The organism is Nitrospirales bacterium, from assembly GCA_031315865.1.
Taxonomy (GTDB): Bacteria; Nitrospirota; Nitrospiria; order Nitrospirales; family UBA8639; genus JAGQKC01.
On record JALDRJ010000002.1, the window covers coordinates 841,398 to 859,718 of the forward strand.

At 51.9% G+C, this 18,321-nt stretch carries 16 protein-coding genes; 4 read left to right on the forward strand and 12 right to left on the reverse strand.

Annotated features, from left to right (window positions below; translation table 11 throughout):
* Positions 1-490: 490 nt before the first annotated feature.
* Both MRJ96_03960 and MRJ96_03965 read left to right on the forward strand, forming a co-directional pair.
* Positions 491-1,033, forward strand: a complete 543-nt coding sequence (locus MRJ96_03960; protein MDR4500594.1) for an HTH domain-containing protein — start codon at positions 491-493, stop codon at positions 1,031-1,033.
* A 292-nt stretch (positions 1,034-1,325) separates the two neighbouring features.
* Complete coding sequence (locus tag MRJ96_03965; GenBank protein ID MDR4500595.1) at positions 1,326-2,144, forward strand: inositol monophosphatase; 819 nt, start codon at positions 1,326-1,328, stop codon at positions 2,142-2,144.
* 55 nt (positions 2,145-2,199) lie between these two features.
* Here the strand turns inward: MRJ96_03965 and MRJ96_03970 are convergent, their stop codons facing one another.
* From MRJ96_03970 to MRJ96_03995, 6 genes are all read right to left on the reverse strand, one after another.
* Positions 2,200-3,801 (reverse strand): peptide chain release factor 3, encoded by a 1,602-nt coding sequence (locus MRJ96_03970; GenBank protein MDR4500596.1) that lies wholly within the window; start codon positions 3,799-3,801, stop codon positions 2,200-2,202.
* Positions 3,802-3,837: 36 nt separating this feature from the next.
* Positions 3,838-5,214, reverse strand: a complete 1,377-nt coding sequence (locus MRJ96_03975) for a TolC family protein (protein MDR4500597.1) — start codon at positions 5,212-5,214, stop codon at positions 3,838-3,840.
* A gap of 45 nt (positions 5,215-5,259) precedes the next feature.
* Positions 5,260-8,511: an efflux RND transporter permease subunit gene (locus MRJ96_03980; GenBank protein MDR4500598.1), complete on the reverse strand. Its 3,252-nt coding sequence runs from the start codon at positions 8,509-8,511 to the stop codon at positions 5,260-5,262.
* A gap of 4 nt (positions 8,512-8,515) precedes the next feature.
* Complete coding sequence (locus tag MRJ96_03985) at positions 8,516-9,613, reverse strand: efflux RND transporter periplasmic adaptor subunit (protein ID MDR4500599.1); 1,098 nt, start codon at positions 9,611-9,613, stop codon at positions 8,516-8,518.
* Between the two features lies 1 nt (position 9,614).
* Entirely contained in the window at positions 9,615-10,247 is a 633-nt protein-coding gene (locus tag MRJ96_03990; protein ID MDR4500600.1) for a TetR/AcrR family transcriptional regulator, read from the reverse strand.
* 115 nt (positions 10,248-10,362) lie between these two features.
* The gene (locus MRJ96_03995) at positions 10,363-10,971 is read right to left on the reverse strand and encodes a DUF502 domain-containing protein (protein MDR4500601.1); all 609 of its coding nucleotides are present in this window, start codon (positions 10,969-10,971) and stop codon (positions 10,363-10,365) included.
* A 206-nt stretch (positions 10,972-11,177) separates the two neighbouring features.
* On the opposite strand from MRJ96_03995, the gene MRJ96_04000 reads away from it, so the two are divergent.
* Positions 11,178-11,447, forward strand: a complete 270-nt coding sequence (locus MRJ96_04000; GenBank protein ID MDR4500602.1) for a hypothetical protein — start codon at positions 11,178-11,180, stop codon at positions 11,445-11,447.
* Positions 11,448-11,531: 84 nt separating this feature from the next.
* Here the strand turns inward: MRJ96_04000 and MRJ96_04005 are convergent, their stop codons facing one another.
* From MRJ96_04005 to MRJ96_04030, 6 genes are read right to left on the reverse strand one after another with little or no spacing between them, the layout of a single operon-like run.
* Positions 11,532-12,464 carry a formylglycine-generating enzyme family protein gene (locus tag MRJ96_04005; GenBank protein ID MDR4500603.1) on the reverse strand — a complete coding sequence of 311 codons (933 nt, stop codon included), beginning with the start codon at positions 12,462-12,464 and terminating at the stop codon, positions 11,532-11,534.
* Between the two features lie 39 nt (positions 12,465-12,503).
* Positions 12,504-14,027 carry an efflux transporter outer membrane subunit gene (locus tag MRJ96_04010; GenBank protein ID MDR4500604.1) on the reverse strand — a complete coding sequence of 508 codons (1,524 nt, stop codon included), beginning with the start codon at positions 14,025-14,027 and terminating at the stop codon, positions 12,504-12,506.
* Positions 14,028-14,042: 15 nt separating this feature from the next.
* On the reverse strand, positions 14,043-15,002 hold the full coding sequence (locus MRJ96_04015; GenBank protein MDR4500605.1) for an efflux RND transporter periplasmic adaptor subunit: 960 nt from the start codon (positions 15,000-15,002) through the stop codon (positions 14,043-14,045).
* The gene (locus MRJ96_04020) at positions 14,999-15,730 is read right to left on the reverse strand and encodes an ABC transporter ATP-binding protein (GenBank protein ID MDR4500606.1); all 732 of its coding nucleotides are present in this window, start codon (positions 15,728-15,730) and stop codon (positions 14,999-15,001) included. The genes MRJ96_04015 and MRJ96_04020 overlap by 4 nt, the downstream gene beginning before the upstream one ends.
* A gap of 2 nt (positions 15,731-15,732) precedes the next feature.
* On the reverse strand, positions 15,733-16,866 hold the full coding sequence (locus MRJ96_04025; protein ID MDR4500607.1) for an ABC transporter permease: 1,134 nt from the start codon (positions 16,864-16,866) through the stop codon (positions 15,733-15,735).
* Positions 16,863-17,555: a TetR/AcrR family transcriptional regulator gene (locus tag MRJ96_04030; GenBank protein ID MDR4500608.1), complete on the reverse strand. Its 693-nt coding sequence runs from the start codon at positions 17,553-17,555 to the stop codon at positions 16,863-16,865. The genes MRJ96_04025 and MRJ96_04030 overlap by 4 nt, the downstream gene beginning before the upstream one ends.
* Positions 17,556-17,825: 270 nt before the next feature.
* Here MRJ96_04030 and MRJ96_04035 point away from each other — a divergent pair, with 270 nt between their 5' ends.
* Positions 17,826-18,227 (forward strand): CBS domain-containing protein, encoded by a 402-nt coding sequence (locus MRJ96_04035; GenBank protein MDR4500609.1) that lies wholly within the window; start codon positions 17,826-17,828, stop codon positions 18,225-18,227.
* Positions 18,228-18,321: the final 94 nt, after the last annotated feature.

Consider the following 18,321-nt stretch of genomic DNA (forward strand, 5'->3'; position numbering starts at 1 on the left):
TTTGTCGAGTTCAGGATCTTTATCGGCTCACTAATCATAGTCATTTTTCGCTAGGTATAGACACGAGATCAGGAACGACAAACTTGTCTGCTTCCATCATCATACAATGATGAGAAGCTGACGGCAAAATGGTACCGTCTTCTATACATTTCCGCCCCCTCCCCACTTAGACTTGTGGACAATCACAAACTCGCCTGTTTTGACTTTTCTCCTTTTGCTCTTCAATTTTCCATTGCTTCATTCCCTGAGAATTTTAGATTCATCATTCCTACAAAATTCAGTGGTATGAAAACTTGCTACCTACAACCAATAGGCTTCTATATTTTTGATTAATGAAATACGATCCACATGATTTTGAAACTGTCATATCTCTATTTTTTTCAGCCGATTCACGAAAGCAATTTATATAACTTACTTTTAAATAATTCTTATTGACATTGCTTCAAACCAATGATAAATATCACCCATAGATGCTAGAGAGGATCTACCGATGGAGGGCAGTAAAGAAAAGGGTGAACTCAAAGATATCATCGTTGGGTTAGAACAACGTATCAGTGTTTATGAATCAAAGCTCAGGGATCTACGAAAAAAACGGGAGCAACTCAATGAAGAAATCGCAACGATTGAGAAATACATCGAGTTGGCGAAAACTCTCTATCGTGTCGAGGCGGACAAAGCGAAGCTGGCGAGTCTCTCGAGCCAGATCATTACGGACGAGACGGGAGCACTGCCCTCGCAGGACACGGATGTCACGGACCAATCGCGCGAGATTCTTTTAGGCCGCAGTAAATACGTGGGAATGAGCGTTCCTGACGCAGTTCATATGATCTTGAAAGAAGCCAGACGGTCCATGCATGCCAAAGAACTTTGTCAACGGCTCGTGGAAGGCGGCATGCATATCCGCGGAAAGACTCCTGTGACGTCAGTCGCCACATCATTGAAACGGGACCGGCGATTTCGCAAGGTCGCCCCTAACACCTTTGCCATTATTCGCCATGAGGGCGAAAACCAGCCCCTCACACACGCGGTGTGAGTTTAGGCGCGTAGTCCATGCGTAGCCGGAGAATGTGAAAGGAGGTGAATACCTTGGCCACGAAAAAGAAAGCCGCTCCCAAAAAGAAAGCTGCGACTGTGAAGCCAAAGGCGAAAGCCAAAACCAAGAAGAAGTAATCTCGATTCCCTCCGCAGTACCGCCGGGGGCGGGGCCCCCCGCTCCCGGCGTGTTTTCCTCCTACTCCCCACTGCACATCGATCTACCCCCAGCACGATTCCTTGGAGTTCATGCCATTCTTCTGTAAACTGGGGAATGAATTCGGACAAGAACGATGCAACACCCTTCTATTGAGCTTAACGAACTTTCCAAGACCGCTATTGAAGCCGCTCAACTCGGTGGCTCAATCCTGACAGACTATGCGAAAAAAGGGTTTGAGATTGAGAAAAAGTCCGACATCAACCTCCTCACTGAAGCGGATCTTGCCTCGGAACGCGTCATCGTAGAAAAAATTCGCACAACGTTCCCGTCTCATCAGATTCTTGCAGAAGAAAAGGGCCTTCAAACCCACAGCGAGAATCCCTACAAATGGATCATTGACCCCCTGGATGGCACCACGAACTTTGCCCATGGCTTTCCGATGTACAATGTCTCGATCGGGGTCGAATATGAGGGAGCAATCGTGGTCGGCGTGGTCTTTGACCCGACGCGCAATGAGCTCTTCGTCGCTCAAAAAGGACAGGGCTCGACTTTGAACAACGTTCCCATTCATGTTTCGGCAACCGCCCTTCTCAGCGAAGCGCTTCTCGTCACTGGATTCGCCTATGACATCCATACGGTCGCCGATAACAATCTCAAGGAATTCTGTGCCTTCTCCCTGCGTGCCCGTGGCATGAGAAGAACCGGAACCGCCGCCATCGACCTGTGCTATATCGCCTGTGGCCGCTTCGATGGTTTCTGGGAATTGAAATTAAATCCGTGGGATACCGCAGCGGGGAAACTCATCGTTCAAGAAGCCGGTGGGCAAGTGACCAATTATCAAGGAGAACCGTACTCGATTTACGGACAAGACCTGATCGCGAGCAATGGACTCATCCACCAGGAAATGGTCGGGCTACTTCAAGAAATTCGATTTCCGAATAGACCCTCGTAAATGCCGAATTCGACTATCAACATGAGATGGCCATTCTGCCAAGCAGAACTCATGATTATCCCATCTCCAAAAGCTGATGCTCCGGATTGCGTTCGCGGGCGAAGTTTTTGGACCAGGGCGAGCGGAAGAGAACGACAGGACGCTCACGTTGATCGATCACGACCATTGCGTCAGAGGGCGCTTTAAACGTGTTGACATCGCCTTCCAGCCACGCGCTTGACTCATACCCCAGAACATCCAATTGCGTCTCCACTCGGTATTCGCTTCGCAGTCGAAAGACCAGCACATCAAACTGAAGTTTGCCAACCGCGCCGACGAAGAACTCCAACCCGTCAAGGCTGGTAAAGATCTGAATCGCGCCTTCCAGTGCCAACTGTTGAATACCCTTATCAAAGGCTTTTCGTTTTGTCGTGTCGGTCGGTCGAACACGCGCAAAAACCTCCGACTGAAATTGAGGGAGCGGTTTGTAATTAAACCCATCCGTCAAGGAAATCGTGTCCCCGATCTGAAAGACTCCCGGGTTGATAATCCCGATGACATCGCCCGGATAGGCGACATCAAGCGTGTTTCGGTCTTTCGCTATCATACTGTGCGGACGCGAGAGCCGGACCTCGCCCTTTTCACGATGATGCTTCACGACCATGTCGCGTTCGAACCGTCCTGAGCACACGCGAAGAAAGGCCGTGCTGTCCCGATGTCTGGGATTCATATTGGCTTGAAGCTTAAAGACGTACGCGCTAAACGGCGTTTCCACGGGATCCACAGTGATCTCTGTTCCGTCGTGGGCATCGGCGGATCGTCCCTCGGCGGAAGGAGCGAAATCGACAAAAGCATCAAAGAAAGTCTCCACGCCAAAATTCGTCAATGCCGACCCGAAAAATGCTGGAGTGACTTCGCCAGCTTGAAAAGCGCCCTTTGAAAACGGATTGCCCGCGACATCCAATAATTCCAGATCCTGTTCAAGCTGTTCACGGAGGTGAAGAGGCACATGTTCAACGAATTTGGCATCGTCCATGCTCACTTCTGTCACGATCGGTTTTGCCGCACCGGCAGAGGCCGTCTTCGTGTATTGCAATAGCCGCCTCAGACCTCTATCAACGACCCCAAGAAACTCGGCCCCTGATCCGACCGGCCAATTGATCGCGCTGGCATGAATACCCAAGACATCTTCGACCTCCGAAAGCAAATCCAACGGAGGACGCCCTGGCAGGTCCATTTTATTGATAAAGGTCAGAACCGGGATGCTTCGGAGCCGGCAGACTTCGAACAATTTCCTGGTCTGAGTTTCCACACCTTTGGCCGCGTCGATAACCATGATGGCACTATCAGCAGCCGTTAACGTTCGATAGGTATCTTCACAAAAATCTTGATGGCCGGGCGTATCAAGCACGTTGATGATCGTACCTTTATAAGGGAATTGCATCGCTGAGGCGGTGATAGAAATCCCGCGCTCTTGTTCCATCTCCATCCAATCCGAAGCCGCGAGCTTCCCGCTTTTTCTGGCCCCGACCATTCCCGCTGTCCGCAACATCCCGGAATAGAGCAGGAGCTTTTCCGTCAACGTGGTCTTGCCGGCGTCTGGATGACTAATGATCGCAAAGGTCCGCCGTTTGCGGGCGGCGGCACGAATTTCCTGTTTGAGCTGTGGCGTAAGCATCAGAATGATCCTGTTTGGAATGAGAAAACGAGCAGGCTATAAATCGTGAAGGCGCCCTTGTGCCCGCGCCAGGTTCACCCGGGCGGCATTGAACGTAAACAGGGCTTCAATAAGATTATCTCGGGCTTGCGCGACGGAGGTCTGCGCGTTCGTGACTTCAATGTTCGTGGCGACCCCGACCGTAAACCGCTCACGCGCAAGGTCGAGTTCCTGGAGTGAGAGCTTGAGCCCGAGTTGCGCGACTTCGACTTGTTGCTGCGCGGATTCAATGGTGAGCAAGGCATCCCGCACTTCGAGGATGACCTGGTACTGAAGATCCTGCATTCGAATCGCTTCTTGACGGACTAAGCTGCGATTTTCAGAGATCCGGCCTTCTCGTTGACCTCCGTCAAAAATGGGCACCCTCATCAAGACCTGGACATTGTCGGTCGTCAGCGCGTTCGGAACTTGATTTCCAATGAGTCCAACATCTCCAGAGGCCTCCACGCTGGGAATCCTTTCACTCACGACCGAGCTGAGCGTGAGAGCCGCGAGCCGCTTTCGCCGTTTTTGCGCCTGCAGTTCAACACGATTCTCTTGGGCCACCAGCAGAGCTTCTTTCTCCGTTTGCTTGGGGACTGGGACCACAGTCAATTCGTCGGTCAAGATAAGCTGCACATCGAAGGACAAGCCAATGGCGCGAATCAGGTTGAGCTTCGCACGGTTATGATCATTACGAGCCACGAGCAGCCGTTGATGTTCATTCTCTAATTGCACACGAGCCCTGGTGACATCCAGACTCGTGGCCATCCCCGCCGACTTTCGCTCGGCGGCCAAACGGAGCAATTCCTTATTCAATTTCACATCGGCTTCCCGGGCATGGACGGCTTTTTGAGCGCGAAGCGATTCAAGGTACACCAAGCCCACCGTCGCCATGGTGTCGCGTTCAGTGACTTCGGAGTCCAAATTCGCGACCTCGACGCCGGTCTTCGCTGCACGCCAACGTTGAATCAAGCTCAAACTAAAAATATTTTGCGTCAATGATGCCCTGGCCTCATAGAAATCTATGGGCTTCGATACTGAAGGCGAGCCACCGAATGAACCAAGGAAAAACTTTCGCCGCGCTCCACTGACCCGACCTGATAAATTCGGAAGCAACGCGCCAAAATTCGTATCGGCGACATACTCGGCCTGAGTGACCTGCTCCTTGTATAATTGAACCGTCGGATTTTTATCGACCGCGGCGTTCATCGCTCCACGAAGGCTCAGACGCAATTCTGGCGGACGTTCCTTGGTCTCGCTTGTCTCGTTGTTTCCCGACTCTGCCTGCGCAGCGTGAACGCCGAGCCACATCACCAATACAACGCCTGTGGCCATCCAGAGCCATGGCCGTGGGCGCAAGGTATCTGACAAATGCTGCTTGAACAGGTTCATAGAAGGATAGCCTGCCTGATCATAACCATGACGACATGCAAGAGGTTAGAGCTTGACATCTGCAACGACTGGTGGTGCGACCACTCGATGTTGCCGTTGCTGCTTGAACTCGATGACGATACTAAACAATGCAGGCACGACAAACAACGTAAATGCCGTCGACATGATCAATCCACCGAGCACCACGCTCCCGATACCACGATACAGCTCTGACCCCGCTCCAGAAGACAAGACAAGAGGAAGCAACCCGAACGTTGTCGTCAACACACTCATCATGATCGGCCGTACGCGAGAACGCACCGATTCTCGAATGGCATCTTGGACTGACAGACCCTGGGCTGGATGTGTCTCTGAAGACAAAGCATGCTCCTCGTTTCGAGGCTTCATAAAATTTAACGCTTGATGAACGACCAGAATCGCGTTATTGACGACGACTCCGATAAGAATGATGAATCCAAGCATGGTCAGCACATCTAAGGGCTGATAGATCACGAAGAGGTTCACTAAGGATAATCCCATAAAACCGCCGGCCGCTGCCAACGGTACGCTAAAGATGATGATAAACGGATAGAGAAAGCTCTCAAATAAGGCAGCCATAAGCAGGTAAGTGATAATTAAGGCCATGAGCAGGTTCCACTTCAGAGCCTCATACGTTTTTGTCAGATCGTCCGCTGTGCCCGACAAATGAATATGATAAAGCCGACCAACCTGGCCGCTCTGTTGCAGTGGAGTGATGACTTTCTTTTGAATCAGATTCATGGCCGTTTCCAGTGGCATCTCCGAGTCTGGAATAACTTGAATCACGATCGATCGTTCTCGTTCGATATGATTGATCTGTTCAGGCCCTGAAACGAGATTCACGTCAGCAATCGCGCCAAGCGTCGTCAATTTTCCGCCTTTGGTGAAGATTGGGATAGTCTCAAGGTCCTGCGTACGGCTCGAATATTGGTCTTCTCCTCTGACCGTCAAGTCGATTTCATCGCCCTCAAATTGGTAGTCGCTCGCCTTGGCCCCATCCACCAGCGCATTGACCGTAAACCCGACTTCGCGATTCGTCATTTGCACATCGGCTGCGCGATCCCGTTTAAGCGTGACATGGATTTCCGGACTTCCGAGATCGAGACTCGGCTTTGGCCGTATCTGCGCATCAGGAAGAAGCTGATTCGTCATGCCAAAAATCTGCCCGCCCAAAGCAATTAACGTTTCGAGTTCAGGGCCAGTAATCTCAATGTCGATGTTACGACCTTCACCAAGACCACGCTGGAATAAGCTTCGCTGCGTAATAATGCCAAACACGCCGGGCAAGTCCGCCGTGGCCCGGCGAAAGACCGGGATGAGCTCTGCTGCCAGCTCATCCTGATTGGTCCGTCCCCCCATGAACACCATCCGTCCTCTCGCGACAAAAAAGAAGTTTCGAACACTCGGGCCATCAAGCGCAGCCTCTTCAGGCGAACCCGGCTTGGCTTCCCAGTAAGGCCTCAACACGCCTTCAACGGCCTGTCCTACTCTCACAAATTCATCGGTATTATACCCGGCAGGCGGAAGCAGAATGCCCATCACCAAATTGCGATTGCCATTCGGCAAATATTCAGCTTTGGGGAAAAGAAGCACCGTTAAGCCAATCGCCAAACTCGTGAGGACCACCACCGTGAAGACTCGACGACTTTGTTGGACACAGATCCAATGAATCAAATCAGCAAATCGATCAGAACTGATTCCCATTCGTGAGATACCCGAATCAATCACTTCGAAGATCCGGCTCGTTCTGCCTCGAACGGACGATGACGTGCGTTCCTCTCCGGCCTTCTTCGCCGTGCTCAGAATCCTGGCAGACAGACTCGGGATCACCGTCATGGATACCAGCAAACTCAACCCCACACCAGCACTGATCGCAATAGCGATATCCTGAAACAACTCGCCCGCCTGCTCCTTGAGGAATACGATGGGGATAAACACGGCGATCGTGGTGAGCGTGCTTGCCAGTACGGCGCCCCAGACTTCGACCGTCCCGTCATAGGCGGCTTGAAACAGCGTCTTTCCCATTTCGCGGTGGCGATACACGTTCTCCAACACGACGATCGAGTTATCGACCAACATCCCCGCAGCAAACGTCATCCCGGCCAAACTGATGACATTGAGGTTTCGACCGAGCATCCAGAGCGCGATAAACGTTCCCATAATGCTGATGGGTATCGCTAACCCGATCACCAACGTCGTGCTGCCCGTGCGGAGGAACAAATACAGGATGGCAATCGCCAGGAGGCTACCCACGATCAAATTTTGCTGAACGAGGGAGAGTGAACTGTAGATATAATCGGTTTCATCATAAACCTGATAGAGTGTGAACCCTCGTGGATTCAAAATTTCTTCGTTCAAGGCTTGTACTGCCTCACGAAGTCCCACCATGGTTTCCAAGACATTCGCTCCCGTTTCTCCCAGCGCATTGACCGCAATGCAGGGACGTCCTGACTGTCTCACAATGCCCTCGGCATCTTTATACCCCAATTTGACCGAGGCCACGTCCCGGACATAGATAGGTATCCCGGCTCGGCGGGTGATGATGACATTTTCAATATGTTCAGGACTCTGATATTCCCCGACCGTACGAACGACATAGGTTCGCTTACCTTCGTCAAAATCACCAGCGCTAAAATCCCGATTTTCTTCATCGAGGGCTTGGGCCAGTTGCAGCATCGTCAAGGAACGTGCCGCCAATTTATTCGGGTCCACGACGACTTGAATTTCCCGCTCCCGGCCGCCGTACACATTCGAAGCGGCCACTCCAGGCACCCGTTCGAACCGCGCTTTAATCAGGTCTTCCGCAAAATCCCGCATCGTATCGATGTTGACGGGATTATCCGATAACGGCTCAAATATGAACCAGCCAATAGCCGAACCTGCGGTATCCGTGCTGCTAATGACCGGCTCATCAACTTCGATCGGATATTCCTTCACTTGATTCAATCGATTCGACACGCGCAGAAGAGAACTATCGATGTTGGTTCCGGCGGGAAAGCGTAAAATCACTTTCCCATTCCCGTTCGAACTCTCCGAAAACATTTTTTCGAGCCCCTCGACACCTTTGAGTTGCTCTTCTTGTTCATCGACGATTTCGCGTTCGACCTCATTCGGGCTGGCCCCTTGCCACCGGGTATCGACCGTTATTTCGGTCTTCGTCACATCGGGAGTCAGTTGCACGGGTAATTCGTAGAGCGCCACAAGACCAAACAGCACCACAAGAAGTACCCCTACCGTCGTGGTCACCGGATTCTGAATCGCAAATCGAACGAGCGGCATGGCGTTATCCTTGAGTCTCCAGAATTCTGACGGGTTGCCCAGGACGAAGCCGCTCATTTCCTTCGACCACAACGGTCATCCCCTCGTGAATCTCTCCCACGACTTGCACCCCTTCATCCATGTGGAGCTCCGGCTTCACTGGGACTTGGGAGACCGTTCCTTCATGAACCACGAAGACAAACTCTGTTCCCCCTCGCAGCACCAACGCATCTTTGGGAACGACCACAGCTTGAAAAGGTGCTCCCACCTTTAGAGTCACTCGAGACACCATTCCACTTTTCATCTTCAACCCTGGGTTCGGGATTTCGACTTTGATCGGGAAGGTGCGAGCGGATCGGTCGGCCTGCGCGACGACCGAAAACACACGCCCCGCCATACGAAGCCCCGGCAATCCATCGAACACCGCTGTGACAGGATCATTGACGCGAACGTCTTTCACGTACCGTTCCGGGAGCGGGACCTCGACCTGCACACGGGAGAGATCGACGATCTCAACCACTTGCCCGCCCGCCGCGACCCACTGACCCACTTCCGTAAACTCCTGAGTAATCCAACCGTCAAACGGGGCCACGATACGCGATTTTTTCAACTGATCCCGAACCTGATGGATTTCTGTTTTTAACTGAACCAGCCGTTGCCGCAAAGCCGCTTCTTCAGTAATCGCATCGTCATATTCTTTTTGGGTCACTAATTCTTTTTCGAACAGTACCTTGATACGTTTCAAGTCTTTCGTGGCCTGCCGATAACGCGTGAACGCTTCACGATGTGAAGCTTCTGCCGAGTCCAGCCGAATATCCAGCGCATCCGTCCGAAGACGGGCGAGGATTTGGCCACGCTTCACGAACATGCCTTCCTCCACAGGAAAGGCATGAACCAGTCCGCCAATTTCGCTGGCCACGACGCTTCGGCGCCAAGGCTCGACCGTGCCCACGAGATTCACGGATCGTTGCACCTCTTGTGTGACAACAGGCACGACACGAACAGGTGAAGGTGGACGTCCTTGAGGTGGCGCGGCAGCCTGCTGTTCACTACAAGCTGCGACATGTGTCGCGAACATAGCGAGGAGGAGCCACTGGGAAATATTCTTAATCAAAGCGTTCAACTCACGTTTCCTTGACAGGATTTTCAATCCCGTTGAGAAATAAATTCCCCAACAGTTGGCCCTTACTGGCAAGCGACTCCTGGGGGCTTACTTGAAGAATCCAGACGTATATCGTGGCATTTAACATCCCGTGAAAGGCCAGTGAGGCCGACTCTGGGTCAACACGCTGGAACTCACCCTTGCGAATCCCTTCGCGAACGAGATCCGCCACCAGCGTAATTTGCGCAAGGTAACACCTCCAAACCCGATCCCCGAACGCGCTCTTCACGGTCCATTCAAACCCACCCCATTCCGAGACATAAATGCGAAAAAAGTCTCGATTGCAGTCGGCAAACGCGAGCTTTACTTGGATTATGCCACGAATTTTCTCTACCGTCGTCTCCGCTCGTGCGATTCGTTCATGGATCAACCGCATGAGTTCTTCAACCTTCGACTCCATGAGGGAAATATAAATCTCTTCTTTACTCTCAAAGATCTTATAGACTGTTCCCATCGCGAATTGTGCCGCATTGGCGATTTCCGCCATATTCGTCTTAAAAAATCCGTGCTTCGAAAAAAGACGCTCGGCTGCGCACAGAATTTCGGCTCTCCGCGCCTCAACCTCCCGCAGTTTCCGCTTGGTACGTTGGTCCATTACCGACATACTTGAATACTAATTCTAATTGATGAGTACTTATTCTACCATATAGAATAGCTATTCATCATTCGGCATCACCACCGCTGAAATTGAATCCACTTCCGGGTATCGGTCACAGTGAAGAGAGCCCCTCCATTTGTGGTCCTCCAGAGACTCCACCTGACACGATGAACGCCATGACATCTGAACTATCGGCATCCAGGGGCCGGACTTGGTCCTTGGGAAAAACCAGTAGATTGCCCGCAAAGTTATACGATTGCGGAAAGTACACGGCTACATGATCGAGCAACCCTAAAAATTCCATATTGCTCCTGGTGACAAAGCCCACGGCCTCCGCATGACCATCAGGCATTAACGTGACGATCACGGGTTGATCAAACCGTTTTTTTTCACCCATAAATGCGGCAATCAAGTCCTTGATAGACATATAGAGCAATTTGATGAATGGCGCTTTCGTGAGCACACGTTCGACAAAGTCAAAGACTTTCTGGACAAACACATTGGAAGCGAATCGTCCCGTCAACACGATGAGACTGACCGTCACCACGAATCCTACTCCCGGAATAGGGATATTCAACCACCCGTCGATCGTCTCGAACACAAAGAAGGCGACTGAGATGGTCACGACTAATGGGACCAAAATGAGCAGTCCTTCAAAAAAGTTCCTGGCTAAATCGTTCATCGTGATGTTTTTCCAAAACGCTGGTCTATCCCATTTCATGAGCGTTCACCCTCCACGGTTCAATTGATTGGTTCCAAACATCTCTAAAATAGACGGACTCACGGTCACCTGATTTTACGGCTGAATGGCTCTTCATGTAGACTCTATCCAAGGTTCAAAAGCGATACAAGGACACCAAGCCTGTTGTCCCAGGAGCCAGTACGATCATTCAGTCTTTTAACGCGCATGCAAGAAGGGAACATAGTATGGCTACCAGTGGAGGAACGAATCCGGGACACTCATCTTCTCAACCTGCTGAACCGGCAGACGAAACAGAAATTTTAAACGTGGTCGTTCAACGAGAAGGACAGAAAGTCAGCACGAAATGGGGTCTCCACCCCAATCTTAAAGAAGAACTGAAACCCGAAGAATGGAAAGAACTCACAGAAATCATGGGCAAGGTCACCACGATCATCGGAAACCGGTTTTCCCAAGTCCTTGGTGAAGCCGAGGAAGGCAAGGCCGGGACGGCGTAACCCAATATGGCTCGCGTCATCTTGTCACTCACCTGATCGTCAGTTGTGTCGATTCTTCGCAGTGAGTTTCGCCAGCCATTCTGGCTATTCCAAATCTTTCGCACACCGCACGCCATGTGCCGCATTACGGGAAGTGCGTAAGTTAAAGATACGAACGCCAGTGCCGACAAACTCTGGAGATGTCGCCCAGGAACCTCCCCGTAGTACCTTAAAATGTCCTTCAGGAGGGCCATTGGGATTCTTCCTGGGACTGCGCGAGTAATAATCTTCTGAATACCAATCAGCGACCCATTCCCACGCGTTCCCGATCATGTCATGCAATCCCCAGGCATTCGCTTCAAAAGAACCGACTGGAGCCGTCCTGACCCAATGGTCATTGTAGCCCTCAAGAATTGGCCATGGTCTATTAGGAAATTCGTTCTTGTGGGAAATGTCGGCGACATTCCCGACTATTGTTGATCTCGAATCTGTCGTGGCCAACCAGGCATTGGTTGAGGAACCAGCTCTTGAGGCATATTCCCATTCCGCCTCAGTCGGCAAACGTTTTCCTACTCCTTCACAATAGGCTTTGGCGTCATCCCATGAAATCATTACGACGGGATGACTCCCCCGTCTGGTGGCAAACACACTTTGCCTTCCCTCAGGCTTTTTCCACCATGCCCCGGCTTCTTCTGTCCATTGCTCATCCTCCACATACACCCAGGCCTTTCCTAGTTTCTCTGCGGAAGTTTTGAACTTGTGTCGTGTCACGAATTTTCGGAATTCCCGATTGGTGACTTCATACTTATCCAAATAAAACGCGTTCAGCGAAACCATATGCCGGGGACGTTCGTCAGCACCCGATTGTGGATTAGCAGTCCCCATTTCAAACACTCCGGCCGGAAGCAAGACCATATCGCTCTGGGTTTCGTGCTCCTCAGATAGGGCCAGGCTAGAGGGACCAACCAAGCCATTCCATGAAGGAAAAAGGCCAACCGGGAAAAAAGTTATAAGAATAGTGAAAAAGAAAATAGGCATACGAAAAAACTCCACCCATGAATCATCTTGAAGCGTTCATCAATTCCGCCTCGCCATCCCTCGTGGCTCGCCGACATCCCACCCTCCCCCCACGGCTTTGAACAGAGCCACCATTTCCGTCAAGCGGGCCCGTTCAGTGGAAACCAGTGATTGTTCCGCCGTCAAGACACTGCGCTGGGCATCCAGCACATCGAGGTATGTCACGAGGCCTTTTCGATAGCGAATCTCAGCCAAAGCGCGCGCATCTTGAGCCGCTGCCACCTGACGGCCTTGGTATTTGAGTTGTTCAGCCCGCGTTTGCAAAGCCACCAGAAGATCCGATACTTCACGAAACGCGTTTAAAATCGTCTGGTGGTATTGTTGGAGCATTTGTTCATACCGAACTTCGGCAATTTCGAGTCGAGCAACGTTCGTCTTTCCGAGGAATATGGGAAGCGTGATGGATGGACCAATAGCCATCGATCGACTGGCCCAGTTAAACCATCGATCAAACTCACTCGTCTGAAACCCACCATTTCCCGTGATGCTCAGGGAGGGGAAAAAGTACGCTCTCGCTTCACCAATCCTGGCATTGGCAGCCATCAATGAATGTTCAACCTGCACGATATCGGGCCGGCGCGCTAACAGGTCCGCGGGAAGACCCACGGGAATTTCCGGTTGTGTCACGACATCCCGCAGCGGTTTTCGTGGAAGAGCTAATGCGTCGGGGGGAGAGCCGGTCAAGACTTCAAGATGGTGAACTTGCGCAGCCCGTTGCCTGCGAAGTTCCGGAATTTGCGCCGCACTTTCCGCCACTAAAATTTCGGCCCGTCTCACATCAAGGTCGGAGATCAGGCCTGCCTCTGCCCGTGTCAGGAGCAAGTTCAATGAATCTTGCCGAAGGGCGAGGTTTGTTTCAGCGATTTCAATCTGTTCATCAAGCTCCCGCAGCCGAAAATACGATTCACCAACATCACTGATGAGCGTGAGGACAATGCCCCGTCGCTCCATTTCCAAGGCCTCGGCCTCAGCCTCAACGGCCTCCAAGCCACGTCGTATTCGCCCCCATAGGTCTAACTCCCACCGCAAATCCAGCAACGCATTCCAGACATCGAAATTGGCTCCAGGCGGCGCAAACCCTTCTGGCGCACCTCCGGTAGGACCGACCAAGATGGTCTCAGAACGTCGGTTCCGACTGTAAGAACCATTGACATTGACCTGAGGATAGAGCCCTGCGCCAGCCGCGATTGTCAGCGCCCGGCCTTCCATGACACGAAAGCTCGCCTGTCGCAGGTCATGATTGTTCTCGACGGCTAGGGTAATAAACCTGGAAAGTTCCTCATTTTCAAACGCCTGCCACCAGGCGGCGTCAGGAACCGCATGCGACGAAATCGGGACCGCCGTGCTGTCACCGTTTAACGTCATCACATTCCAATCACTCGGCACGTCAACGGACGGCGGCCGGTAGTCGGGACCCACGAGACATCCGGAAAGACTCAGAAGTACCCATGCCAGGACATACCGGACAAAACGAACCGAGTGGCGCCAGTCAACGACGATGACGCGTAAAGTGTATGGCATCATGTTCGCTCGCTTTCCTTATCGAGAAGGGTGGATGCCGTCTTTTGAGACCTGACCACGCTCGATGAAGACATCGACCTGCTGCCCGACATACACAGGAAATTCTGGTTTATGAAATCGATAAATAACTTGGAGGACACGGGTATCAACCCGTTCCCGATTGTCGCCTGTCAAGGAACGCTTCGGGACGATGTATGGTTCAATCCGTGTAAATTCAAGCGGGATAGACCGTGTGGTCGATCCTTTGAGATAAGCGACGGCAGGACTTTGAGGCCGAACCAATGGAGCATTGACTTCGTCGATATCCGCGCGCACCTGTAAGCGTTCCGTGTCTCCCAACAGGATATAGGGGTCTTGCGCACCCACGATGGCATATTCCCCGGCTCGTATATTGACTTGCAGAATCGTCCCTGATCGTGGAGCGCGAACGGTTAACCGTTCCAGGAGAATTTTGGCCTCGTCCCGTTGTGTTTTGGCCAGATGAAAGTCAGCCTTAGCTCGAATGAGTGCACGCTTGGCTCTTTCGACTTCATGCCATTTTTTTTGCAGATCATCCTGACTGACCGCCCGCCGATCTTCAACGGCCTGTAGTCGTCCCAATTGATCCTGGAGATCTTTGAGACGAATCTTTTCTTCCTCAATTCGGGCCAAGACTGACGGCAGCGAATCCTGTCGTGTCCGAAGACCTGCACGCAAGGCACGATCATCGAGTTGAAACAGCGGCTTCCCCCGTGACACGTGATCTCCGACCTCAACGTAGACCTTGGTGACGAGCCCCGAAACCGGTGGCGCGATCCGCACGTTTTCATTCACCGCTTCGATAATGCCCGATGCGGCAACCGTCGCCGCATAAGGATTCCGGGGAGGCGCTTCGAGGGGAGGAGGCGCTGGAGAAATCGCACGTGCGCCCCATAACGCCACGACCGTTAGGATCACGCCCCCAATCGCGACCCAAAAACTCAACCGTTTCAGGATCATGACGTATCTCCGCCATTCACGTATTGCACTTGATGAATTCTTCCATCTTCCATATGGACAATACGATCCCCAAACTCGAAAATTCGTGAATCATGCGTGACAATCACGACGGCGCGGTCCGGGCGCTTTCCGATACGCCGGAGCTGCTCGACCACTTTATGACCGGTCTCGCCATCGAGGCTGGCAGTCGGTTCATCGCACAGCAGTAAACGCGGGTTCCCGACAAGGGCGCGGGCAATCGCAACCCGCTGCTGTTCTCCGCCTGATAATTTGGATGGTAGCGAATGAACGCGCTCGCCCATGCCAAGTTGAGCCAATACTTCTTCCGCGTTCTCTAACGCGTCCTTCTTAGGAATCCCCCGGATAAAAAGAGGGACGGCGGCATTCTCCACAGCCGTGAGCGCTGGCAATAAGTTGAATTGTTGAAACACGAAACTGAGATAGTCACGACGAAATCGCGTTTTCGCGTTCGCGGAAAGCTCCGTGATGGATTCGTCGAGAATAGAAAGCTCTCCCTCATCAGCATCTAAAATTCCCGCGATGACGGATAGAAGAGTCGTTTTTCCACTCCCCGACGGCCCGACCAATAACAGGATTTCTCCAGGCACCACATCGACGTCTACCCCTTTTAAGACAGAGATCCGCGCTTCGCCCTCGCCAAACCCTTTGCAGAGACCTCGTGCTCGCACAAGACGTGATGAACCGTTTTCTACGCTCGCCGTGGACATACCTACCCTCGGAATACAATAGCCGGTTCCAGTTTCGCCAATTTTCGGATACTGATCGCGCTCGACAACCCGCAGATCCCCAACAACGCCACAAACACTCCCGCCAGTAACGGCCAGGTCTCCACGAACGGCAACTCCTCATTGCTCGCAGCGGTGAGACCAAATACTGTGGCTAATCCAATACCGATTCCATACCCGATGAACCCCACTAAAAAGCTCTGGAGCAAAATCATACGCGCCAGCATTCCCGTGCTGGCCCCAATCGCTTTTAACGCTCCAAATTGCTTCAGGTTTTCGACCGTAAAGAGATAAAACGTTTGTCCCGAGATAGCCATTCCAACGATAAAGCCTAAGAGCACCGTCGTGCCAAAGTTGACGCCGATACCGGTGTTTTTCAAGATCCACTGAATCGTCTTCCATGAAAATTCCTGCTGGGTAAACGCCCCCAGATTGGTGTGTTCCTCGATCCGACGAGCCAGCGATTCCGAACTCAACCCAGGAACGGGTTTCGCCAACACATAAGAAAGCTTTCGTCGCTCGGGAGGAGAGTAACTTAAAGCCCGTTCATAAGTGGTATACACAAAGGGGATGTTTTGAAAACTTTTTTGGGTGTCAGCAATGCCCACAACTCGGGCTTTGCGGTCATTAATCTCAAAAACCGTCCCCAACCTGATCACGTCCGGCCCTCCCAGCCGCTCCACCGCCCATTGATCCAGCACCACGGTATCAGGGGATCGCAGTTCTTCAATGGAGCCCTCAAAAATAACGTTCGGACGCCCGATGAGCGTCGCCGCATCGAGTCCAACCAAAGAAATCTGCTGATAGTTCCCATCGGCCAATCGTGCCCGCTGCACCCCTTTATACAGAGGGACGGCCCATTCAACGCCCGGCACACTTCGGACGATCGTCACTGCCGTATCCGCTAACGGCTTCACTTCATCCACGTGGTTGATATTCGGATCGGTCACCCAAATTGGAACATTGATGTTACTGATCCCCGACTGGGAGTACATCATCAGCCCCCAAAAGATCGCCCCCTGTTGCACAATCAGCATGGTAGAAAAAGTCAAACCCGCCAATAACATTAAATATTTCGCCCGATCGCCAAACAGCATCTTCAGGGCAATAAAGTTCATACGCGCGTACGCTTTCGAGGTGAGTGAGGTTTGTTTCTGCGCGTCGGCTTCTGTTTCGGCGAAGGAACATGGCCGGCACGAAGACCATCTAAGAATATGGACACGAACGTTTCTTCAATCTCTTGGGGATTTTTCTTGACGGGCATGTTGAAGATCTGACTTAACAGGCGATGATAAATCAGCATTCCCATGAATGCCCGGGCCGAAAGGAGTGGATCGGCTGTTCGAAAAGCCCCTTCTTTCATGCGGCGGTCGAGATAGCCAGCCAAAAATTCATAGAACACGCGAACATGATTCTGAAAAAACATGTCCGACAATTCATGTTCTTCCAGAGCGCTGAACAGTAAGAGGCGCATAAGCTGAATGTCCGGAGCATGTCTCACGATGGTCCGGGCAATAAAGGTAAACACCTGCTTATCATCCTGCTGGTCAGCCAAGACTTTCAGTTCATGCAGAATGTCAGGAACGGGAGATGCTTTCGCCAAGATGGCGGCATAGAGTTCATTTTTTGAGGGAAAATGTTTGAACAGTAGAGCCTCACTGACGCCCGCGTGCTCGGCAATGGCCTTCGTCTTGGCCCCGGTAAACCCCCTCGCGGCAAATTGCGATGCAGCTGAAGCAATGATACTCGCTCGACGCTCCGCCCCTGAGAGTCGAGAGGAGCCTCCTTTACGGGGACGTTTGCGCATGTTTATCAGTGAGCAACAGAATAAGTGAGTATTTACTTAGTGGGAAAAACCATAACGCTCGCCATAGGAATTGTCAACGAGAAGACCTCTCATCCAACGGAACCCAGAATTCTCAAAGGTATTGCACATACAAGCCATAGCCTCTCGAGAGTGATACAATGCCACTAACTTCATCAGTCATCAGTCTCATGGAGAACGGCCTCTCTCATCGAGGCCAGATTGGGCTCAGAGGATGGTCCGCTTTCTTTCGACCTCAGGCAAGGAGGGCACATGTCACGATTAGCTGAAGTGATGACCACAGATTTAAAACGTATACCCTGCCAATCCTCTGTCCTGGATGCCGCCAGGCGGATGCGACAAGAAAACATCGGCTCTCTGCTCGTAGAACGCCCAGGAAAGTTATTGCGTGATCAAGAATCCAAAATCATTGGCCTCGTCTCGGAGACGGACATTATCCGGAAAGTCGTGGCTGAAGAAGGTAATTTGCGCGAGACAAAGGTGGAATCCATCATCACATCACCCATGATTTCGGTCGAGTCTAGCTGGCCCGTCGAAGAGGCCTATGAAATGATGAAACAACAGGGAGTCCGATACCTGCTCGTGACGGAATCCGAACATGTCGTTGGACTGATCTCGATGCGTGACATTCTCGTGCACCTCAAAGGAACATGATCCTATCAGGCCAATGATCGGCCGAACTGAACGTGTTCCAAGACTTGACTCTTTCTTATTCATGCCTATCTATGGGTACGAAAAGGCCGGCTGC